The organism is Methanocellales archaeon, from assembly GCA_028715985.1.
Lineage (GTDB): Archaea > Halobacteriota > UBA148 > UBA148 > UBA148 > UBA148.
The window spans coordinates 37,276-59,189 of record JAQUQR010000002.1 but is presented as its reverse complement, the minus strand read 5'-3'; the positions used below and the strand labels follow the sequence as shown (position 1 = coordinate 59,189).

General features: G+C 42.3%; 23 protein-coding genes, 5 tRNA genes and 1 pseudogene. 13 read left to right on the top strand and 16 right to left on the bottom strand.

Annotated elements, in window-relative coordinates; genetic code table 11:
* Positions 1–10: 10 nt before the first annotated feature.
* A tRNA-Lys gene (locus PHI74_02815) sits at positions 11–194 on the bottom strand.
* A gap of 60 nt (positions 195–254) precedes the next feature.
* On the opposite strand from PHI74_02815, the gene PHI74_02810 reads away from it, so the two are divergent.
* Positions 255–1,736, top strand: a complete 1,482-nt coding sequence (locus PHI74_02810) for a DHH family phosphoesterase (protein MDD5484943.1) — start codon at positions 255–257, stop codon at positions 1,734–1,736.
* Between the two features lie 4 nt (positions 1,737–1,740).
* Here the strand turns inward: PHI74_02810 and PHI74_02805 are convergent, their stop codons facing one another.
* Together PHI74_02805 and PHI74_02800 are read right to left on the bottom strand one after the other, a co-directional pair.
* Complete coding sequence (locus tag PHI74_02805) at positions 1,741–2,460, bottom strand: tRNA(His) guanylyltransferase Thg1 family protein (protein MDD5484942.1); 720 nt, start codon at positions 2,458–2,460, stop codon at positions 1,741–1,743.
* Positions 2,461–2,471: 11 nt separating this feature from the next.
* Entirely contained in the window at positions 2,472–2,771 is a 300-nt protein-coding gene (locus PHI74_02800; protein MDD5484941.1) for a PRC-barrel domain-containing protein, read from the bottom strand.
* Between the two features lie 70 nt (positions 2,772–2,841).
* Between PHI74_02800 and PHI74_02795 the strand changes: the two genes are divergently transcribed.
* The 4 genes from PHI74_02795 (at position 2,842) to purM (ending at position 7,950) form a co-directional block, all read left to right on the top strand.
* Entirely contained in the window at positions 2,842–3,978 is a 1,137-nt protein-coding gene (locus tag PHI74_02795; protein ID MDD5484940.1) for a CBS domain-containing protein, read from the top strand.
* Positions 3,975–5,144, top strand: coding sequence for a TraB/GumN family protein (locus PHI74_02790; protein MDD5484939.1), 1,170 nt, complete (start codon positions 3,975–3,977; stop codon positions 5,142–5,144). The genes PHI74_02795 and PHI74_02790 overlap by 4 nt, the downstream gene beginning before the upstream one ends.
* A 428-nt stretch (positions 5,145–5,572) precedes the next feature.
* Entirely contained in the window at positions 5,573–6,964 is a 1,392-nt protein-coding gene (locus PHI74_02785) for an aspartate kinase (GenBank protein ID MDD5484938.1), read from the top strand.
* Positions 6,961–7,950, top strand: a complete 990-nt coding sequence (purM, locus tag PHI74_02780; protein MDD5484937.1) for a phosphoribosylformylglycinamidine cyclo-ligase — start codon at positions 6,961–6,963, stop codon at positions 7,948–7,950. The genes PHI74_02785 and purM overlap by 4 nt, the downstream gene beginning before the upstream one ends.
* A 398-nt stretch (positions 7,951–8,348) precedes the next feature.
* Here the strand turns inward: purM and sepF are convergent, their stop codons facing one another.
* On the bottom strand, positions 8,349–8,717 hold the full coding sequence (sepF, locus tag PHI74_02775; protein MDD5484936.1) for a cell division protein SepF: 369 nt from the start codon (positions 8,715–8,717) through the stop codon (positions 8,349–8,351).
* Positions 8,718–8,746: 29 nt separating this feature from the next.
* Positions 8,747–9,253 carry an RNA-binding protein gene (locus tag PHI74_02770; protein ID MDD5484935.1) on the bottom strand — a complete coding sequence of 169 codons (507 nt, stop codon included), beginning with the start codon at positions 9,251–9,253 and terminating at the stop codon, positions 8,747–8,749.
* A 562-nt stretch (positions 9,254–9,815) separates the two neighbouring features.
* On the opposite strand from PHI74_02770, the gene PHI74_02765 reads away from it, so the two are divergent.
* The 3 genes from PHI74_02765 (at position 9,816) to PHI74_02755 (ending at position 10,922) form a co-directional block, all read left to right on the top strand.
* Positions 9,816–9,965: a hypothetical protein gene (locus PHI74_02765; GenBank protein MDD5484934.1), complete on the top strand. Its 150-nt coding sequence runs from the start codon at positions 9,816–9,818 to the stop codon at positions 9,963–9,965.
* A gap of 340 nt (positions 9,966–10,305) precedes the next feature.
* Positions 10,306–10,503 (top strand): helix-turn-helix transcriptional regulator, encoded by a 198-nt coding sequence (locus PHI74_02760; GenBank protein MDD5484933.1) that lies wholly within the window; start codon positions 10,306–10,308, stop codon positions 10,501–10,503.
* A gap of 17 nt (positions 10,504–10,520) precedes the next feature.
* Positions 10,521–10,922, top strand: a complete 402-nt coding sequence (locus PHI74_02755; GenBank protein MDD5484932.1) for a hypothetical protein — start codon at positions 10,521–10,523, stop codon at positions 10,920–10,922.
* A 296-nt stretch (positions 10,923–11,218) separates the two neighbouring features.
* Here the strand turns inward: PHI74_02755 and PHI74_02750 are convergent, their stop codons facing one another.
* Positions 11,219–11,800 (bottom strand): hypothetical protein, encoded by a 582-nt coding sequence (locus PHI74_02750; protein ID MDD5484931.1) that lies wholly within the window; start codon positions 11,798–11,800, stop codon positions 11,219–11,221.
* A gap of 117 nt (positions 11,801–11,917) precedes the next feature.
* Here PHI74_02750 and PHI74_02745 point away from each other — a divergent pair, with 117 nt between their 5' ends.
* A complete protein-coding gene (locus tag PHI74_02745; GenBank protein MDD5484930.1) occupies positions 11,918–12,598 on the top strand; it encodes a hypothetical protein in 681 nt (226 codons plus the stop codon).
* Positions 12,599–12,721: 123 nt separating this feature from the next.
* On the opposite strand, the gene PHI74_02740 is transcribed toward PHI74_02745, so the two are convergent.
* Positions 12,722–12,940 carry a DUF5654 family protein gene (locus PHI74_02740; protein ID MDD5484929.1) on the bottom strand — a complete coding sequence of 73 codons (219 nt, stop codon included), beginning with the start codon at positions 12,938–12,940 and terminating at the stop codon, positions 12,722–12,724.
* Positions 12,941–13,173: 233 nt separating this feature from the next.
* Here PHI74_02740 and PHI74_02735 point away from each other — a divergent pair, with 233 nt between their 5' ends.
* A complete protein-coding gene (locus tag PHI74_02735; GenBank protein MDD5484928.1) occupies positions 13,174–14,292 on the top strand; it encodes a tRNA (guanine(10)-N(2))-dimethyltransferase in 1,119 nt (372 codons plus the stop codon).
* Here PHI74_02735 and PHI74_02730 read toward each other — a convergent pair.
* Complete coding sequence (locus PHI74_02730) at positions 14,270–14,854, bottom strand: RlmE family RNA methyltransferase (GenBank protein MDD5484927.1); 585 nt, start codon at positions 14,852–14,854, stop codon at positions 14,270–14,272. The genes PHI74_02735 and PHI74_02730 overlap by 23 nt on opposite strands.
* Before the next feature lie 17 nt (positions 14,855–14,871).
* On the bottom strand, positions 14,872–15,390 hold the full coding sequence (locus tag PHI74_02725; GenBank protein MDD5484926.1) for a hypothetical protein: 519 nt from the start codon (positions 15,388–15,390) through the stop codon (positions 14,872–14,874).
* Between the two features lie 269 nt (positions 15,391–15,659).
* On the opposite strand from PHI74_02725, the pseudogene PHI74_02720 reads away from it, so the two are divergent.
* Positions 15,660–16,256, top strand: a pseudogene (locus tag PHI74_02720) (zinc metalloprotease HtpX).
* Between the two features lie 172 nt (positions 16,257–16,428).
* Here PHI74_02720 and PHI74_02715 read toward each other — a convergent pair.
* From PHI74_02715 to PHI74_02700, 4 genes are all read right to left on the bottom strand, one after another.
* Positions 16,429–16,534: transfer RNA gene (locus PHI74_02715), tRNA-Glu, on the bottom strand.
* A 15-nt stretch (positions 16,535–16,549) separates the two neighbouring features.
* Positions 16,550–16,623, bottom strand: a tRNA-Val gene (locus PHI74_02710).
* Positions 16,624–16,651: 28 nt separating this feature from the next.
* On the bottom strand, positions 16,652–16,996 hold the full coding sequence (locus PHI74_02705) for a hypothetical protein (protein ID MDD5484925.1): 345 nt from the start codon (positions 16,994–16,996) through the stop codon (positions 16,652–16,654).
* 40 nt (positions 16,997–17,036) lie between these two features.
* Positions 17,037–17,108: transfer RNA gene (locus PHI74_02700), tRNA-Ala, on the bottom strand.
* Between the two features lie 94 nt (positions 17,109–17,202).
* Here PHI74_02700 and PHI74_02695 point away from each other — a divergent pair.
* A tRNA-Ile gene (locus tag PHI74_02695) sits at positions 17,203–17,297 on the top strand.
* 72 nt (positions 17,298–17,369) lie between these two features.
* Here PHI74_02695 and PHI74_02690 read toward each other — a convergent pair.
* The 3 genes from PHI74_02690 to PHI74_02680 form a co-directional block, all read right to left on the bottom strand.
* On the bottom strand, positions 17,370–17,681 hold the full coding sequence (locus PHI74_02690; protein ID MDD5484924.1) for a non-histone chromosomal MC1 family protein: 312 nt from the start codon (positions 17,679–17,681) through the stop codon (positions 17,370–17,372).
* 97 nt (positions 17,682–17,778) lie between these two features.
* Entirely contained in the window at positions 17,779–19,083 is a 1,305-nt protein-coding gene (locus tag PHI74_02685) for a tripartite tricarboxylate transporter permease (GenBank protein MDD5484923.1), read from the bottom strand.
* A 106-nt stretch (positions 19,084–19,189) separates the two neighbouring features.
* Positions 19,190–20,362: a thermonuclease family protein gene (locus PHI74_02680; protein ID MDD5484922.1), complete on the bottom strand. Its 1,173-nt coding sequence runs from the start codon at positions 20,360–20,362 to the stop codon at positions 19,190–19,192.
* A gap of 84 nt (positions 20,363–20,446) precedes the next feature.
* Between PHI74_02680 and argH the strand changes: the two genes are divergently transcribed.
* Complete coding sequence (argH, locus tag PHI74_02675; protein MDD5484921.1) at positions 20,447–21,913, top strand: argininosuccinate lyase; 1,467 nt, start codon at positions 20,447–20,449, stop codon at positions 21,911–21,913.
* Position 21,914: the final 1 nt, after the last annotated feature.

Sequence of the window (21,914 nt, the reverse complement as noted above, 5' to 3'; positions counted from 1 at the left end):
GTATACGGTACGGGCCGAAAGGGATTTGAACCCTTGGCCGACGGGTCTCTCTCTAAGGAAAAACTGCTTCTACGAGGGAGCCTCCATGTCTCTCCTTTGGATCTCATGCCCTAAGGAGCATATTTTATTTTATATCTTGAGTTCGCTCCCTTTGGTTAAGAGCCCGTTGCTCTACCTGACTAAGCTACCGGCCCTGAAACATACTTAGGGTCATTGTATTTAAATATTGACCGAAAGACGGATAAGGGCATCTGATGTTAGCATTCATTATCATGCAAAAGACACAGAAAAAAGAGGGAATGTTAACTAAAAAAGCGCCTAAATATGCCATTCTAGGTTGTGGCAGTGTCGGCTTTGCAGTTGCCAACGAGCTTAGGGCACAAGGTAAAGAGTTCATCGTCATCGATAAAGATCCTCAACGAGTTGAATCTCTTAGAGATCAAAAACTTGAAGCAATACAAGGCAACATCAGTGATCCCAAGGCATTGAGGCGGGCTAATCTAGAAAGGTTCGGGGCTGTGCTAATACTCAGTTCAAACGTTCAGGCAAATCAAAGTGCGCTCAAGATCGTCCAAGAGATATCCCCTGTTATCAATACAGTGGTAAGGGCAATAGACCCGGTGACCAAGGAGAAATTAGAAGATGCTGGCGCAGATATGGTCCTTCTCCCGTCCTCGATCATAGCAACTACTGCCGTACAATATCTCGAGCGCGTCGAAGCCGTTCGACATGGGAGGGAGTTGCTCAAACTCTTGAAGGGAGTTGGGAGGGGCGGCAAGCTGGGGGTTGTCATCCATGATAATCCGGATCCAGACGCAATCGCAAGTGGTTTGGCATTGAAATATATGGCAGAGCATATTGGCATAGGTGCAGAGGTACTCTATCAAGGCGATATTGGTCACCAAGAGAATCGGGCATTCATAAACCTACTTAAGATCCAATTAAAACGAATCAACGAATCGAATTTGAGTGAATTCAACAAAATCGCGCTTGTAGATACGGCTCTTCCAGGCGCCAATAACTCACTGCCAGAAGGTGTGAAGGTCGACATAGTGGTAGACCACCACCCAGTCGAGATCGAAAAAGTCGGCGCAACTTATTATGATATCCGACCTAACATGGGTGCAACAGCTACTATAATGACTGAGTATCTCCAAGAGTTGGGCATCTCGATTACTAAAGAACTTGCAACTGCACTGCTTTATGGCATAAGAACCGATACGCATGAGTTCAAGATGGAGACAGACCCCGCAGATTTGACGGCAGCGGCGTTTTTGTATCCTCTAGCAGATCACGACCTGCTCGGAAAGGTTGAGATGCCGTCGATGTCCACTGAAACGCTGGATATCTTGGGCGAAGCTATCCAAAGCAGGCGCATTAAAGGAAGCTATTTGATTTCGAATGTAGGTCTGATAAGAGATAGGGATGCAATCCCTCAGGCTGCGGATTATCTCCTAAATCTTGAGGGAATAACGACTGTTATCGTGTTCGGACTTGGTGGTGAAAACATCTATATTTCCGGAAGGAGCAAAGACATCAGACTGAACATCGGAAATGCGATGAGGGCGGCTTTTGGGGATATTGGCTCTGCTGGTGGGCATTCTACAGCTGCTGCTGCACAGATTCCCTTGGGGGTTTTCAGTGGAGTGAAGGACAAACAAACGATCATGCGTTTGTCCGAAGAGGCGGTGATGAAAAGGTTCTTGGCAGCAGTTGGTGAGAAAGAGGGCGAATAAATAATTACCTCTCGGTCAGCAACTCATCAATGAGCTTCCTTCCCTCCTCCGTACTGAATAGCGGTATTTCCCAATCTTGAATGACTTTGCTTCTCCTGGAGAGCACTCTTAGATGCTTTTTAGGGTCATATCCGGGCTTTTGGTACATTTCTTTACATATTAGGATACCGCGCCTCTGCCATGTGGGGGTCTTAGCCAAGTTGATGCCTCTTTCAAACAACATGTCATGTATCTCCTTCGAATTCATACCTTTCATGTTAAGCGCTGCAGCCCGTTTGGATAAGCCATCCTCTAGTAGCGCATAGTACCCATATGAGTTGACATGATTTCTCCATGCTTCCGCTTGGCGTAGTTCCAGATATTTGTGAACGTCCCGCTTAGAAAGAGGTATAACCTTAGCATCAAAAGAAATCGTTGTTTTTAGTGTTAAAGATAATGCGCTTGCTAAGAAAGAAGGGATGATCGAATCCAATTTTTCAATTCTTCCCTGGAAAGGGATTTTTAGGAAGAATATATTAATCTCATCTGAAAATATATATGCAAACCTTGGATTCAACCCACTCTCTCTCATGAGAGTTTCAGTGGCATCTGCCATTGCAGCTATAAACTTTTTATCATAGGGTTTTTTGAAGTTTTTGAGCAACTTCTTGAAGTTTCTTCCATCTACACGGATGGCGATTGGAGGCACAGCTCTAATATTTGAATAAATCTCTCTATCTTCCATTTTTTAGGAGTTTACTCTTGTTTTGCTTCTTGCTTAATGCGGCCAGTTGTTTGCTTTATAACGACGACGTCTCCAACCGAGAGCACCCATCTGTACGGGATGATGATGCCCCTACTCTGAACATCAAATAAATCTGGGTTAACATCAGAAACCGCCAACCCAGTTACCCTCCTGTCATCTGCATCAAGCACCACGTCGTTGACTTTTCCAACGCGTTTCCCCTGATCCGTGTAAACGTCTAAGCCAAATAGAGACGTTATTTCTGCTCTCATATCTATCCTATCCTCTCCTCTCCTATCTCCACCTACCATGGGAACTATGAAGATATATAGTTTATTAGACTATTACCTATATAACTTATTAGACTATTACTGTGAAGAAATGAAAACATCAATACAATTGGGAAAGATAATCGGGATACCTATAAGGTTGCATATCAGCTTCCTTTTGATATTGCCTCTGTTCGCATATGCATTTGCGACGACAAATACGCCCTCTGGGGAATGGATGCAGTCGCATACATTGGGCCTATTAAATACCCCCATCGGCTTTGGTGGCATGGGGAATTCGCTGATAAGATATGTTTCCGGCACGATTGTAACCCTCACATTATTCTCTTGCGTCCTGCTGCATGAACTGGGACATTCCTATATGGCAAAGAGGCATGGAATAGGGATAAAAAGCATAACCTTGATAATATTCGGTGGAATCTCTTCCATGGAGGAGATCCCCCCTGATCCTAGGATAGAGTCAAAGGTCGCCGTAGCAGGTCCAAGCGTTAGCTTGGCGATGGGGCTTAGTTTTTATTTTATGTATAGCTTGCTAGAATTCGTTTCACTCGGTATTGTGAGGACCTCTGTTGGAATGCTTGCCTTCTACAACCTCATATTATGTGGATTTAATCTTCTGCCTGCGTTCCCGATGGATGGGGGGCGCCTGCTACGCTCTTGGTTAGCCAAGAGAATGTCCTACTTAGATGCAACGAATAAAGCGGTATCTGTCGGAAAAACCTTCGCACTTATCATGGGCACGTTCGGTCTTTTTTATGGTGGCTTTTGGTTTATTTTAATAGCCTTCTTCGTCTATATCGGTGCCTCAGAGGAGAAGAAAGCTACAGAGGTTACAGTGGCATTAAGAGGAGTCAAAGTTCGGGATATAATGACCTCAGACGTAAAAGCAGTCAAACCAGACATGTTGGTCAGCGAGCTTGTTGATTTGATGTTCAAGGAAAAACATATGGGATACCCTGTCGTAGATGATAACGTAATCGGGATCGTTACATTTAACGACATTCGGCAAATTCCGTCAGACAAACGAGACTCTATATATGTGGCCAATATAATGACTCGTGAAGTAATTTCTGTCCAACCAGACGATGATGCGATCACGGCTCTAAAACTGCTATCAAAACATGACATTGGTAGGTTGATAGTTATGGAAGAAGGTGCTATGGTCGGGATCGTGTCTAGGGCTGACTTGGTGAGGTCCTTGGAACTCTTGGGTCAAATGAGACTATGAATCCAGATATCATCATCATCGGAACTGCGCATGTCTCTGATAAAAGCATCGAGGAAGTGCGATCAACCATCGATCGAGAAAAACCAAATGTTGTTGCTGTGGAATTATGTCCTAGGAGATATAAAGCGCTTAAAGGCGAAATACAAACGGAGCCGTCGATAAAAGATATTTTGCATGGAGGATACCTCCTGCTAGTCCAATGGCTTCTTGCATGGATACAAAATAAGATCGCCTCTGAGAAAGGTGTGGAGCCAGGTGCAGAGATGATATCCGCGATAGAGGCCGCGGAGAAAACTGGCGCAAGCCTAGCTCTCATAGATCGGGATATAGGCATAACGCTACGACGATTTTGGAGCAGAATGACATTTTTTGAGAGAATACGGATGTTTTTTGCCCTGATAAGCGCATCTCTTGGGGAAAGAGAAGAGATCGATATGGAAACGATCACAGAGGAAGACGTAGTTGCTCAGCTAGTATCCGAGCTACGATCGTTCTCGCCTAGTGCGGCGAAGGTTCTCGTAGACGAGAGGGATGCATATATCGCTGGAAATCTTTTAAATGCGGCTAGGGGCGGTAAAGTAGTTGCAGTCATTGGTGCGGGTCATAGAAAAGGCGTAGAAAAATTTCTTACACATCCGGAGCTAATACCTCCGTCTGAAGAGCTGGTGCACATCCCCAAAAAACTAAACGTGATGAAATTCCTTGGTGTACTGGTGATGCTGACCATCCTAATGACGTTTGTGCTTTTGGTCATGTCAGTTCCATTAGAAAAATTGCTCGTCGTTCTGGGATATTGGTTTATAATAAACGGCACACTTAGCGGATTGGGAGCTCTTCTTGCGGGAGCTCATCCCCTATCCATAGCAACTGCATTTGGAATAGCGTGGCTGACATCACTACATCCTTTCTTGGCTGCCGGTTGGTTTGCTGGACTGGCTGAGGCATATGTGAGAAAGCCCACAGGTAATGATTTTAAGAGGATGATGGATGCTGAAACCCTTGATGATTTACGAAAAAATCGATTGTTTAGGGTTATACTGGTTGCAGCTTTCGCGAACATAGGGAGTACAATCGGAACTTTCGTGGGCATATACGTTGTTTTACATATGACAGGCATTGACCCAAGGCTTATCCTCGAACATGCACTTTCAATGATAATGGGATGATAAAAATAGAATACTAGCCATCGATATGGACATAAAATAAGATTCATCTCAATTATAATTTTCATTGGCTATTTTATTTGTGCGCAGAAGGATATGATGAGGAATTTCTATCCCAACTTTATAAAATTAGCTAGCTCTTCTCTACTTTTGTTGCGTATGAGACCAGCTTGCTGTATGGTGGGTATTAACTCACGAGTAGACAGAATATAAGGATTATGATTAAGGGATTGCTATCATGGGATTTATTGGGTGATTGGGGCTTATGGTATCGCCACGCCGTGTTTAACATTTTCTAAGCTGTAATCCTTTACATCCTTTGTAATATTGGGGATATTTGCAACCCTTAGTATACCTCTACCACCATCAGAACTATTTATATTGTCGTTTAACACGTATTACATACAAGTGATTGATCAATGAGAATTGTCATGAAATTTGGGGGGACATCCGTCGCTGATGGCTCCAAGATAAAAAATGTGGCATCGCTGATCAAGCGGTTTTACGATGAAAAAAATGAGATCATTATCGTAGTTTCAGCACTATCTGGCGTTACCGACCAATTGGAGAAAGCTGCCAGAAAAGCCGCGGAAGATGGCGGAATAGCTGACGTGAAAGCTTTCATCGAGCATCTTAGGGGGCGTCACTATGCGGTTGCGCAGGAAGCGGTTGCAGAAGGGGAAATAAAAGTTGTAATCGAGGAGTTGGATGCGAGATTGAAAGATCTGGAGAACGCCTTGATCAGCATCTGCCATCTGAGAGAGCTCACGGCTAGGTCACACGATTACCTGTCATCGTTCGGAGAGCGGCTGTCTGCCCCAATTCTCTCAGCTTCGCTGAAATCGATGAATTTGCGCTCAATAGCGCTCACGGGCGGAGATGCCGGTATTGTGACTGATAGCAATTTCAAATGTGCGAGACCTTTATTGGATATGACCTATGTCAAAGTCAAAGAGCGAATTTATCCACTGCTCGAGAAAAAGATCATTCCAGTTATAACTGGATTTGTGGCAGCTGACGCCAAAGGTATCATCACGACGTTAAGTCGGGGTGGCTCTGATTATACTGCATCCATCATAGGGGCTGCAATAGATGCCGATGAGATTTGGATATGGACCGATGTTGACGGAATCATGACTGCAGACCCGAGGATAATTTCTGAGGCAAGAACGCTGCCTATAATCTCTTACTTGGAAGCAATGGAGCTCTCCTACTTCGGAGCAAAGGTACTCCATCCGAAAACCATAGAGCCAGCCATTCAAAAAGGAATCACAGTACGCGTTAGGAACACATTCAATCCCGATCATCCCGGAACCCTCATCATAAAAGCACATGAACATATCAAAGATATTGTAAAGGCAGTGACATTGATACAAAACATCGCACTGATTAATATTAGTGGCTCTGGCATGGCTGGCACTCCTGGCGTAGCAGGTCGTGTCTTCTCTGCATTGGGCAGAATTGGAGCGAATATCATGATGATCTCTCAAGGCTCTTCAGAGGCCAACATATCTCTGGTGATAGACAAAACACAACTAGATATCTCTCTCCATGCGCTTCAGACGGAATTTACCGAAAATATAATAAAAGATATATCTTATGATGAAAACGTCTGTGTTATTGCGGTTGTAGGTGATGGTATGGCTGGCACTCCTGGCGTAGCAGGCCGTGTCTTCTCTGCATTGGGCAGAATTGGAGCGAATATCATGATGATCTCTCAAGGCTCTTCAGAGGCCAATATATCTTTTGTTGTAAACAGATCAGATGCACAGAAGGCTTTAAGGGCATTGCATGACGAGTTCAAGCTGGGTGTCGAAAGATGAGTATGACGTATTCCAGATCTGGCGTTGACATCTTCAAAGAAAACAAGGCTATCGAAGCGTTAGTAAAGCATCTAACGTTTAAACGAAGGGGTTTGGGCGCCCCTTTAATTGACATAGGGCATTATGCGGGTTTGATCGAGTTAGGGGACTTCGCTCTGGCGATCACCACGGATGGTATCGGCTCTAAGGCAATCATCGCAAGTGCTATAAAAAAATGGGATACGGTTGGCATCGACTGCATAGCGATGAACGTTAATGACATTCTTTCCATAGGGGCAGAGCCATTGGCATTCGTGGATTATCTTGCCATGAATACTCCGAACGAATACATCTCAGAACAGATCGGAGTTGGGCTGCAAAGGGGGGCAGAACTCTCAAATATATCCATTGTGGGAGGTGAGTTTGCTACGCTGCCAGAAATAATCAACGGATTTGATTTGGCTGGCACCTGTGTTGGTTTGGTTTCAAAAGAACGGATGATCACGGGGGAGCAAATCAAGATAGGCGATTTGCTTCTCGGCTTGCCAAGCTCGGGTATACATAGCAATGGGCTGACACTTGCAAGAAAAGTCATTAAGAGCTGTTCTTACTCCTATGAAGATATATTTCCGTTAAATCCCAGAAAAAGCATAGGTGAGGAGTTGTTAACTCCAACACGTATTTATATGGAAGTATTGGACCTGATAAAAGAGTGCGATGTACATGGATTAGCGCACATTACTGGTAGTGGGTTGCTAAAATTGAACCGCTTCACTAACGGATTTAAGTTTGACAACCCATTAGAGCCCAATGATATTTTTAAATTTCTGCAAAAAGAAGGCAATATAAGTGATATCGAGATGTATAGGACTTTTAATATGGGGATGGGGTTCTTGGTAATCCTTTCGGAAAAGGATGCAGAAAAGGCTTTAGAGATCACGGATGGCAAAATAGTTGGAGAGGTTGTCGAGAAAGGGATTGCAGTTAGGGATATTGTCGTCAAATAGGTTGTCATCAAATAGGGGAGAATGCATCATGTGTGTGAGTATTTTTGTCAGGGGGAGTCACAAGTAAATTTTTTCGAGGATTACGTGGGGGCCCAAAACGTTTGGTCAAAGGGCAAAGATAGCAGGAACGACTTGCTTGTGTGCCACTTGGCGGCCTGATTCAGCCAACTTTTTACGTCTCCTAAATCTCTTACCAGATGCCTCAATTTGCCTAGTTGACATCTCAACGGACTTCTTTGCTTAGGCTTAATTAATGATGAACAAAACTATGTCTTATCTAGCTAGCTAGGCAAAGCAAGAAAATATGCGTAAAGAAATATCGATGGGTATCTAAGTTCCAAGCGGTAATGTTCGTGTCCAATTTTTGAATTAATTTATTTTCTTTTCTTTTATTTTATTTAATACTTGCCAACGATCTTTGTTCTATCGATCCTGATACCTGTCGGGGTAACTATTATCTGGTTCTCTCCTATGCCAGCAATGTCCCCATGAACATCTGCAGCTACTTGTTTGAGATCTCTCACAGCTCTCTCAGATGTCGCCTTATCATTTTTGATGTGGGATATGTCTATTATCAAGATGTTTCCGTCATATACTTCCTTCTTTAATTCTGGGAGTTCATTTGGGGTTGCCATCTGCGCAATCCTGACATACATCTCAGCAGGCACGTCTTCTAAGATCTCTTCGTATTGCCCTATATCTAACTCATCGTACTCCGTTACTTCCGGTTTTTTTGCTCCAATCAATTTATCTATAAAACTTGGCAAAGTAATCACCTCTTATCGATATGAATGGGTTAGGTATTTAAATTTGTTTCCAAGGCCCCAAATTTCCATATTTTGTCGCCAACGTAGTGAACGGATTTAATTGCTTTTCCCTTGCTGCCCATCATCTCTTCTCCTGAGATCAATGCGATTCCTATCGCTATGGGCTTTCCATGAACTTCATCTGAAACAATGACTGTATCCCCTTTTTGTATCTCTGTGTCTGCATTTATAATACCCGGGCACATTATGTCAGCGCCATTAGACACGAATTTAACAGCACCCATATCAACGATGACTCGCTTTTTCTTCAGCTTAAATCTCATTGCACCTCTTAGGGTAGGATACAGTCTTTCACCGAGCATGAAAAACATAGGATCACCATCTACAAGTATGAAATCATATTCATCCGTCTCAGCGATCTCCAACTTTTTTTCAACAAAAAATTGCTCGACATCGGGCCCGAACATGGATTTTAATCTATCCAATACTTTTTCTTTAAAGTCACTTCTTAAGTGGTATCTAGCTTTTAATTTCATCCTGACACCTAAAAAGCATATTATGGTTTTACGTTTTCTGTACTGATAAAATAATTCTCATCATTCTTATACACTTATTCTTATATGCTATGTGCTCAATGTTTTTTTATTGTGTTGTATTATGTTGTATTGTAATATGATACAATGTTAGGGTATTAAAGTTTTGCTTTCCCTGCGGGAATAAAAATAATTTCATCTGATATATGGCCCTGTCTATTTGAAGTTCAACCGATGGGCTGAATTTAGGTGAAGAACTGGGATCGGAACCCTTTATACGTGAGTATGAGCACCGCAACAGGTTAATTTGTGTTATACGAATCGGCCCCTACCAAGTGGCTTAGGTATTATGTAAAGTAAATAAAGACAAAAGATTTTTATTTGTTATTACGTACATTTCTAACTTTGGGAATAGGCACCAGTTCTTAAAAAGATTAAATTCATCAGTAAACGAAGGATTATAATTGATGATGTACTAAAAGAACTGGGAGATGCTTAATGAGTGTGCTGCAAACAGGTCGGATATGTATTAAAGAGCGCAAAATCCCATGTGCGAGGTAAAACGATGGCAGAAGATATTCGCAAAAAGCTAAGGGAAAAGTACGAAGAAACAGCTGTGGAAGATATCTCTCCGATAAGAGATCCGTTGGATGATGTGATAAGAGGAAAAAAGAAACTAAAAGACGCCATATATGAAGGTAAGGGAGAAAGTTGATGGCGCTGTGTTGGGAGCGGCACTCATTAATTAATCCAGTTCCGGGATGCACCATTTATGAAAACTATGAACTTTATCCCCTATCAGACATTTAACCAACTTTTTCATTAGGCCCATTATATTTTTTGGCCTCGTTGAATTTCACATTGCTATTTTATCTAGTGTTCAGTAATACTCCCTAAGGTCTTGGATTTCTTTATTGATTCATATTTCCTAAATATCTGTCACTTTTGGCATCATCTCTGGAATGTCGAAATTTATCATTTCAACGCTTCTCAAAGCCACAAAAAACGAAAGTTTTATATAGTAAAGTATACTTTACGTATAGTAGACTTTACAAATGCCATTAACAAAGAACAAGTTGAGGGAATTCAGAAACAAGGCCAGATTAAGCCAAGAAAAACTGGCTGAAAAAGTTAGCGTGACAAGACAAACGATAATATCCATAGAAAATGGAAAATACACTCCCTCCCTGGAACTTGCATTGAAATTTGCTGAGCAATTCAAATGCACAGTTGAAGACTTGTTTGGCATTTAGGAGGTAATAACATGCAAATGAAAAATAAAACGAGAGTAACTATAATGTATTCAATTGCATTAGCTTGTATCGCGCTCGGACTATTGCTTAATCACTTTAATCTGGGAAGTTCTGATTTCCAGATATATGATTCTGTAGGTACATGGCTTATATATGTGGGTTTTATTGGCATCATCATTGCAACGGTAAGATTGTTGGTGCACAAAAAAGAAAGGGTAATTGACGAAAGAATGGAGTTTGTTGCCGCGAAATCATTACGGTTTGTATTCCTGTGCTTTTTTATTTTAGCATTTGCGATTATGATCGCTGACGGAATAAGGCCAATTACAACGCCCTATCACCTGTTTATGAGCTATCTGGTGTGTATAATGTTGGTGATCTATATGGCAACCTACAAAACATTATTAAGATTCTATTAATTTTTGTTTTTGCTGTTGTAGGAGTCGAAATTTAACTATACTTCCCTCTGCTAATTGCAATAATACAATCGCAGTGAGGACAAATATACATTGAATCTTGCCTTAAGAAACCCCTACCTTTTTGATTCATCTTCAAATTGTCAAAAGTGACTTCCAGTTTGCAATGGGGACATTTTGCCATATGGAGCTGTAGGACTCTCCAATATAAAAAATTTTGTGGATTATTGAACACGGCGAAAAAAAAATTCTAAGCTAAGTAAGTTTGGGTTCCGTCAATTCAAGGAAAGGCACAGGAGTTAAGTGGCTTCAGTGTCCTCAGTCTTTGCAGTTTCTTCCGTCTTTGCAGTCAATTTATGGGTAGCTATGCAAATACAGAGTGCGGTGAAAGGAACCGTAAGCAATACACCAATGCGCGTGAGACATCCAAAAGCGCTTATCACTGACAACAAAATCCAGATAACTAATGAAAAAGCGAAATTCTCTTTTCCTATTGCATAACTTCTCTTGAGCGAATTAATCGCACCCTGATCCTCAAGTATCGCTAAAGGAATGGCGTATTGGAAAAGCACCGCCAAAAGTATTCCAGGAATCACCAACAAGGCCAAGCCGGCAACTACTGCCAGAGAAGCGACAAGTATCAACCCCCAGCTTGTGAAAAAATAATTGAAGCCTTTGAAAACATCAGAAATCTCCACCTTCTCTCCTTTTATTATCTGTAGGCACATGTAATAAATCCCGAAAATTAGCGGAGGAATTGTGATGATTAAGACCATTCCAACAAGTGCAACCAAGGTGCCAATGATCAGAGCCACATAGTTATTCTTGAAGATATTGAAACTCTTTCTTACGGTATCATTAATTTGTTCTTCAATACTCATGGTGCCACCATTAATTAGTTACTATTACGAGGGGGTATTTATGTGTGCCTATCTATTTCTGTCTCTATCAAAAATGCCCGCATAAGTATTATATTGTTAAATGAATACATACGGAATGTGGATAATAAAAAACTAAAAATCTTGATAGAAGATTGTCTCGAAGAGATAGGTAAAATTAGTTATGTAGGTTTGATAGCTTCCAAAGAGAGTCTTGTATCTAAGTATCTTGATATATTGATTAATGCAAAAAAACTACTCCCAGATCATGCTGTTTACTTAGAGCGATTAATTTCAAATCACCAACATAACCTTAAAATAGGCCTTTTCTATCAAAATGAGGTAGAAAATTCTTTAAACCACATTTTAAAGTTGTTATCTATAAATTTTCCAGAAATAGTTGAGACCAAAAAAATACTGGAAAACGCTGAAGATAAATTAAAAGAAGCGGGAATCTCTTTCGAAAATGAAGATTTTTCATCTGTAATAAGTAAACTCAATACTGGTGTTGAATTAGCTTTGAAAGATGAGCTTGATATTCCAATGACTATCAGAAAGATTAATACGAGAAAAATTCTTGATATTTGTGTTGCACATGGTATCGGACCTAAAGAGTATCTCCAAGAACTAATTAAACATGTTGTAGAGGTTGATAATAAAATAAAGCACCAAGGATATAATCCAAACAAAACGGAAGCAATAAACGCAATTTCTGCATTTGAAGGATTTATAAAGAGTGCAAAGAAATATCCTTTTGAAGTAACGAATGAAATAAGGGATAAGATTTTCTCAGGCATATAGGATGACAAAATTAAGTTGAATTTAGTTTTTAATTTGGTTTTCCTTGAGGGGAATTGTAAAAAGTGCAATTTTCAAAGCCAAGCTGATTCAATCAGAATAGTTTTTTTTGAAAATACAAAAAAACTATTTTGCTTTTTCAGCAGCTTTTCCTATTTGGATTGTTGCGAATACTGCTAGGAGGGTTACAATAGTTGAATAGGCCAACATTGCACTAATGGTTTCTGCCGTTCCAAAGACATGTTGAAAAATTGCCTTAATCGTATCATTCCAAGCAAGGGCTGCCACCAATCCAAAGGCAGCAGTTATCAAAGCTGCTAATTTATCAATCACCTCTGCTTTCATACATGTCACTTCCTTGTGAACTATTAATATTAAACTTTTATTTAAAAATTTTTGTCATATATTAAATAAATGCATTTTCAAAAGTTGAAAAACGCTTTCACTCTTTTTATTTTAGCCATCTTTTTAAGACTTAAAATTTATTAATTACCCTAGAAACCACACTTCTATCTACGGAAGAAATATCAAGGATAGTTAATTAAAATCATTAAATAGGATAAAATATGGGCGAAAACATGCAGACAGAAATCATCAAAGAGGGCACGACTCAAATCATGGTTCCAGTATTGGATAGAGAGAAATATCACCCATCCAAGACGCCTGTGTTCTACAATCCCAAAATGGAGCTTTCAAGAGACATCAGCACAGCATGCATTGCCGCATTTGCAGGCGATCGGGACTCCTATGTAGATGCACTTGGTGCGACTGGCATTAGGGGGGTGCGAGTGGCAAACGAACTCCACTTGGACACCACCATCAATGACTGGAACTTCAAGGCTTATGAGCTGATAGTAAAAAACATTGGGTTGAATAAGCTGGATGCCAAGGCAGAGAGAAAAAATGCGAACGTACTGCTTTCTGAGTCACATTTCGATATTGTCGATATTGATCCGTTTGGTTCACCAGCGCCTTTCTTGGACTCTGCCTGTAGATCAGCGGACAAGATGCTTTGCGTAACGGCCACTGATACAGCGCCCCTCTGTGGCGCTCACAAAGCCTCTGGCATTAGAAAGTATGGCGCCTTCCCCTTGAAAACAGAATATCACGCAGAGATGGGCATACGTATTCTGCTTGGAGCCATAGCTAGGAACCTAGCTAAATATGACAAATCCATGAACTCTTTGCTGGCGCATGCCACCGATCACTATTACAGAGCGTATGTATCCCTAAAAAAAGGTGCTTCCAATGCAAATAATATGCTAAAACAAATGGGCTTCATATATCATTGTCTCTCTTGTGGTCAAAGAGGTTGGAATTCTGGCTTGGCAGTTCATATGGTCAAGGATTGCCCCCATTGTAGCTCGTCCACAAGTTTGGCAGGTCCTCTTTGGTTGGGTAGTTTGCATGACAAGAAATTCTGCAAAGTTGTTTTATCTGAACTCAGGAATAGGGAGTTTGGAACAAAGGAGCAGGCACTAAAGATCGTGCGCCTTTGCGGGGATGAACTGGATATCCCCACTCATTATGATCAACATAAGTTCTGTAAGGCTTTGAGAATTACGCCGCCTACCTTAGACAGAACTATCTTCCAACTACAAGAGGCAGGTTTTCAAGCATCTAGAACACACTTTTTTGGAACATCCTTTAAGACAGATGCTCCACTGGAGGAGATCAAAAGAATCCTTTGCCAATGACATAGATTTCAGCGCTCTCCTTCCTGGAAGCCTTGGGACCATATGCCTTAGCGAAGCTGAAATGTTTTTTGACCGCGGCAAGAAAATCAGAGAACATATCACCTTGAAACACTTTCACAACGAAATTTCCACCTGGTTTTAGTATCTTTATGGCAATGTTTAAAGCCGAATTACACAGGTCGACGGACCTCGCATGGTCTAAACTCCAGTTGCCAGATAGGTTAGGGGATGCATCGCATATGACGACATCAGCGCCACCCGTCTTCTTGATTATGCCCTGTATTTTCTGTAGAGTATTGGGAGAGGTTATATCTCCTATCAGGGTTTCCACGCCTTCTATGGGTTCAATTTCTTGTATGTCAACTCCAATGACAAAACCGCCTGAAATTTCTTTGGCTACTTGAAGCCATCCTCCAGGAGCTGCACCGAGGTCAACTACGATATTGCCGGGTCGTATCACGTTGTACTTGGCATTGATCTGCTGAAGCTTATATGATGCTCTGGACCTATACCCCTCCATCTTTGCCTTCCGATAAAAATAGTCTTCTCTTTTGCGTGGCATGATTGAAAGATGTTTGCCTATGTTTTTAAGCTTTCCAGCTTTTGACTCAACGCTCTTAATTCTGCCTTTATCGTGGTGAGATCAGTGGTCAGCCAGAACTCAAAGTCATAGCATAACCCCATAAGGCGCTGATATTCATTTTTCAATTCTATTATCTGCTTTTTGGAAGCCTCTCTTTCCATCTGGGCATCTATCCTTTTAGAAAAAGTCTCGACCTCGCTTTTCAGCTCTGCTATTTTTGCAGACGCATCCCATTCGATCTTCCTATTAACATCTATCTCAAGGATATCTATTACCTCGCTCAGATCATCAGGCACTTCTGGAAATGCACAGGGGCCAACTATCAGTTCTGATCCATGAACAGCTTCAATCCAGTGCTCTTTTATGGCGCGCCCAATTACTTCCTTTACCTTTTTGCGGGAAGGGATCCTACCTTCTCTGGAGAATATCAATTCTTTGAAAATGGCATACAATTCCTCCTCGTTTGTGATGCCCAGCACCTCAACGACTCCTGCCAGTTCCTCGAGGGATATCATATATCCTCTTATGGGGGTAATCTTAATATATAGTTATTATATGTGATAGGTGATTGACACTCAACCAGAGAGGTAGACAAAAAATGCGAATCATTTGGCTTAGGGTGAGGATGGCTCTATGTATAGTTTTTATGTGCGCTGCTCTCTTTGCTCTATTGAGTGCTATCGGTTATCTCGCAGGGGCAGGCACACCCATTTTCTATGCACTGTTTGCTTTTATCCTCGTTGGATTTCAATTCATTATTGGTCCGAAAATGGTCGAACGATTTATGGGAGTTAAATATGTTTCCCCTTCTGAAAATCCGCGCCTCCATGCCATAGTGGATGAGTTATCCTATGAATCAAGAATGAAAAAGCCAAAAGGGGTATCTTCGGTTCCAATTCCCAACGCATTCGCCTTTGGTAGGACGAAAAGAGATGTCAGGGTGTGCGTGACAAAGGACCTTTTGAACAGGTTGAATGATGGCTAACTCAAGGCAGTTTTAGGACACGAACTATCCCATATCCAGCATAGGGATGTCGTGGTTATCACAGCGTTGAGCGTGATACCTATGATCTGTTATTTCGTCTTCTATAGTTTCTTGTTCTCAGGCATGAAGAGGAGAAGGGATGCCTCAGCAGCCATGATAATTGCACTGGTGGCCTTTTTCGCGTATCTTCTAACTAATCTGATCGTCCTCTATGCCAGCAGGATAAGAGAGTATTATGCTGATCAAGGAAGCGCTGAGTTGACTGGAAAGCCATACACTTTGGCGTCAACCCTCTACAAGATAGTTTCCAGTACTAGAATTGACAAGGACAGTCTAAAAAGCATCGAAGGCATGAAAGCCTTCTTTGCCACAGACCCTTCCAGGGCATTGCATTAAAAGAAGTTTCTGACCTAAGAAAGGCAGATATGAATATGGATGGACATTTGGATGCTTATGAAGTACAATTATTTGCAAAAGAGGCAAAGATAAGCACTATCGATAGAATTCTGGAAATCTTCTCAACCCATCCAAACGTTGTGAAGTGAATTTCTCGATTATCCTCTTAGGATGCTCCGGCCGGGATTCGAACCCGGGTCTTCGGCTGTCTTTGCCCTTTTAGCTGCAAAAGGTTGCTCGAAAGGCCGGAATGATTGGCCGGACTACACTACCGGAGCTTGCGATGTTGCTTATGGGCCCGCTGAGATTCGAACTCAGGACCTCCGCCATGTCAAGGCGACGTCATAACCAACTAGACCACGAGCCCAAGCGTATCTTGAGTGGTACACGAGGAATCATAAAACTTTGGGTATTATATGTGCTTTGCTCTTCACATCTATTTCGATTTCACCTTCATATTCTGCGACTATGCCATATATGCGAACCAAATCTCCCTTTTCTATCATCTTGGCAACTTCTGCGGCACCGACATCATGGGAGATGAACACCTTAGTTCTCTCTGGGCCTATCCAAAGTATTAAGTGATCCCCATCTGTGACTCGCTTGTCAAATACAATTCCTTCTGTGTACACCTCCGTTCCCAGCGTGGACTCTCTTGAAAAGAGCGTGGCACGATCTGCGATATCTTCAGGTCCTGGTAAGATGAGATATAATATTCCAAGCGACAACAGCACCATCATTAGCAAAATTACAACTACTTTTTCCTCTCTCTGCATCTCATGGACCGGTCGGGATTTGAACCCGAGGCCTCTACCATGCCAAGGTAGCGATCTACCACTGATCTACCGGCCCCAGTGTATTTTGACCAGAGACATGAGATAAACCTATCGGTGCAAGGAAACCTTTAAGACGGAGATTATCACATTTTATTGGCATTAGGGTATTGGGGCCCGTAGCTTAGCCTGGTTGGATCTTCTCAAAGAAGCAATGTGCGCACGGCTGATAACCGTGAGGTCGGGCGTTCGAATCGCCCCGGGCCCATAAATTCTTGTGCTCAGAAATAAAATAAAAGAAAATAAAAAAAGAAAAAAAAGAGAGGTTATATAACCTAACTTAAAACCTGAAGATATCCGGTGAATTCCTTGATAGCTCGTTGTATTTCAGGTGTCTGACTCCGACCTTCTTGACATTGGGCTTCCATACCATGCCGGGCAACCAACTTGGTTTTCTGGCCGGGGCTGTAACCTTCTCTCTCGAGCCTGTGAACAGATGAAGCCTTTTAGTACCCTTCTCCCTGAGAACTATCTTTGTCTTCCCTCTTGATGCGCACTTCAAAGCAGCATCTCGTGGTTGATGTCCACTGAATGTGCCAACTTCTTCCCCATTCTCTATCAAACCAAAATTATTTCTTACTCTTTCTGCCATGTTTTGCCTCCTAAAATCCCCTTGAAGGTACGTAATGTCTCCTTCCTATTTATGGTTTTGCGCTGTTTACGATTAATCGGATTAATTTGGGGGCCATCTACCATGTAAACCAACCGAAAAAGTATAAGATCAATGGAAATAGTAGCACGCCCATTGCATGGGTTTTTTTGACCCTTAAATAAGAAGGAAGTAATCCGATCAGTGTGGCAACCGCGAAAATTATCATTCCAACTAATCCGGTAAATAAAATCGTCATAACACCCAGACCGATTAGCACCATCGCACAGAGCTTTGAGTAATTCAAGTGAGCTAAAGCCATAGAAGCATAATCCCCTATAAAAATAGTCACGAAATAAGAGGCGATTGAAACGCCCACAATCACAATTAAAAAGAGCACTACCAACGATAAATTCCATCCACTAGGGATGATGCTATTGACTGCAACCATGGCCCCACTCCGTGCACGTTGGATTACATATAGTGCTATGAGGCTGAAGATCGCATTGGATGTATTAACTCCACTGACTGCAACGATGAACTCTCGCGCAGAGTCTTCTTCATGATCTTCACGAATCATCAGGCGTGCCACCACCGTTGCAACTGCCGATGATACGCCTGGTAGCCATGACACGAGTGAGCCAGCCAAACTTCCGGTGAAAATACCTCTTGCAATCTTTTCTTTAGGCAGCTTGAACCCTGTCCTTATTTGAGCTGGAACTTCCGTTTTGGTGAGCAGGCTGATCAGAAGCATGCTCGCTCCAAACAGTCCTGAGAGCAATGGGAGCAATATGGATGGTTCGCCGAACTTTATAATCGGTGCCATCAAAAAACCTCTTGTGAACGAGAAGATGCCCAGCCATCCGGATATAAGGAAGACTACTATTGCAAATACCTTATACCTTAAATGCTCAAATGGGCCTTTAGTCCCATCTCCACATTCCGTCCCTATCATGATTATCACTATGAAAAGCAGGATCCAGCCCATATACTGGCTGATTGCATCATATGTATTTTTGAACAAGATGGCAAGAGGGAGTACTAGCAATAGTGATACTACAACAGAGCCAGCGCTACCTAATGCGGATAATCTGATCGCCTCCATGCCGTGCCCCTCTAGCAACAACCTATGTCCAGGAAGCACAGCAAGCGCGGTATCTGCCTCAGGTGCACCCAGAAATGTCGATGGAACAAAGTCCAAGAAGGTATGTGTCACTGCATTCGCGACGATGATGATCGCAATGTAAAGGGGCGTAAACCCAAATTTAAGCAAAAAAGATGAAAATGCTACAAGTAGCAATGCGATATTGTTGACATGAAGTCCTGGAGTTAAACCAGTGATAATGCCCAGCAAAAAGCCAAAAAGCACTGATGCCAACACAAGATGGATCGATATACCGGGCATGTTAGGTTAGTTTACATTTGGATACATGAAGATGGCGATATCGAACTTAATTTGATTTGAAATATCGAGTCCAAAATCCTCCTCTGCAAAAAATGAAGTTTAACTGCTATGGATTGCGCTCTCCTTGAGTAGATACTTGAAATTTCCAGTCTGTGCTCAAATTTGTATCCTTTCCGTTGGGAAATCTCCCCCAACTGTACTTATCATCTTTGTCATCGCTTCCCGTTAATGTTCTGTCCATCTCATTTCCATCTAGATCTATTAACACGATGGATTCATCTTTGTTGTCCAACCATTGTTTGCTATGAGTGTAGACCCAGTATCCATTTGCAGGTATTATAGTATCTGGGGGTATCGTGATATTTGATGTTGTTCCATGGGTTGTGGATAATGTCCATCCGCTTATATTTAAGTTGATTGTGGCAGGGTTGTAAAGCTCAACCCATTCATTTCCAGAGTCATTTCCATCAGGATTTTGCTCAAATTCGTTGATCACTATTTTAGGCATCTCTTTTGGTGTTGGACTTGCAGTTGGTGTGGGCTCTGGAGTTGGTTTTGGTGCGGGAGATAATGTAGGAGATAATGTAGGTGTAGGCGTAGAAGTTACGGGTGTAGGCGCTGGTGTGGGTGTTGGGGTTGATATAGGAGTCGATGTTGGCGTATTTGTTGTTGTAGGTATTGGTGTAGGTGTTGTTTTAGGAGTGGGTGCAGTTTTTGGTTTTAATGTTGGTGTAACTGTCGGTGTAGGTATGGGTGTGGGTTTTAATGTAGGTGTTGGAGTTTTTGGAATTGGCGTGGAAATATGTGTTGTAGCCCCCCATATTCCCACTTGACTTTCTATGGCTTCTTGTTCGGCTTCTGCGATCAAATTTGAGTATTTGGTGGTAGGCTCATACTGGATCGCGATAGCCCAACCAGCTCTGACTATTTCTGCATTGATCAAATCATCGTTAAGCCAAACATATCTTAAAGAGCGTCCATACATGTCTTTATCAGGGGTATCCCCCTCCAATCCAACCTCTTTATATAATACCCTACTCTCTAGAAACTCCTTTCCCTCTGTATAATACTCCTCATTTGATTCGGGTGCATCAATTCCTATCAAGCGCACTCTTGTTCCGCCCGTAACGATGATGGTATCTCCATCTACAACCTTAGTAACCAACGCTCTTTGTATGGGGGTTGGTGTTACTTCAGGTGGTATGACATCTCTTTCAGTGCACCCCGAAATCGACATGAGCAGCATGCTCAGCACCAAAATAAAGACAGCGATCTTCACATTTTTGTATCAAGTGTCTCTAAACATACAAAACCTTTTTCACTGAATAGGGTCAGAGTAGAGTTAAGCGTAGGAAGGGGAGACATGAAAGATATTCTGCGAAGTCGCCTAACGTCTAAAATGGATGAAAAGGTAGCTAAATTTACATCCTCTTTAGAAGTGGATCAATGGATTTTTAAAACAGACCTACTCGTGGATAAAGCCCATGTCATAATGCTGTATGAACAAGGCATAATCCAAAAGGATGATTGCTATGCCATATTAAAGGCGCTGGATACCATTGAGAAAAGTGGCGTTGCATACGTAAACATATCTGAGCACGAGGACGTCCATATTGCAATCGAGTCAAAGCTCATCGAGTTGGTTGGTGAGGTTGGTGGGAGAATGCACTCCGGAAGGTCGCGCAACGATGAGATTGCTACGTGTATCAGGATTGCCATAAGGGATGAGCTATTGGGGCTAATGGGCGATATCATTGGGTTGAGAAAAACTCTGCTCAACCTCGCAGGGAAACATACCAAGACGATAATGCCAGGATTTACTCACCTTCAGCATGCTCAACCCACCACGTTTGCGCATCACCTGATCGCCCATGCAGATGCTTTTGGAAGAGATTTTGATCGACTCATGGATGCATATGTGCGCGTGAACCTATGTCCACTTGGTGCAGCCGCACTGGCCTCAACCGGATTTCCGATTAACCGAGAAAGAACTGCGCAGTTACTGGGCTTTGATGACCTGATTGAGAATTCAATGGATGCAGTCAGTACAAGAGACTTTGCCATAGAGTGCATGTCTGCCTTTGCAAACACAATGGTTGATTTGAGCCGCCTTGCGGAAGAGCTCATTCTATGGAGTACCTCTGAGTTCGACTTTATCGAATTAGATGACAGGTATGCGTCTACGAGCAGCATAATGCCCCAGAAAAAGAACCCAGATGTGCTTGAGCTGATCCGGGCAAAAACGGGCTCTGTATACGGTGAGCTCATGTCAGCACTTGCGATATGTAAGGCATCGCCATACAGCTATAACATTGATTTGCAGGAAGTTTCCCCACACCTGCTAAAGGCAGTCAAAATCACCAAGAATTCAGTGTGCGTCATGGCGGGCGTGGTTGATACTATGCAAATCAAAAGTGATGTGATGACTGCCGCCGCTGCAGTCGGATTCATTACGGCAACTGAGCTATCTGACACAATGGTCCGAGTAACTGGCATCCCATTTAGGACGGCCCACCGAATTGTCGGAGCATTGGCCAGGGATGAAGAGAAGCCTGTTTTAGAGCAAATAGATGCTATAGCAAAGAAGATAATCGGAAAAAGATTAAGCGATATGGGGCTTACCCAAGAGATCATCGATAAGGCGCTTGACATAGAGCAGAACGTCAGAGTTCGAAGCATAAGAGGCGGGCCTTCCCCTGATGAATGCGAGCGTATGATCAAAGAGAGGAAAAAGAGCATTGCAAGTGATGCAGATCTCTTGCAGCAAAAAACCAATAAAATAAACGTTGCATTGGAGCAGTTAAACGCCCTCGTCAGATCAGGGGTATAAA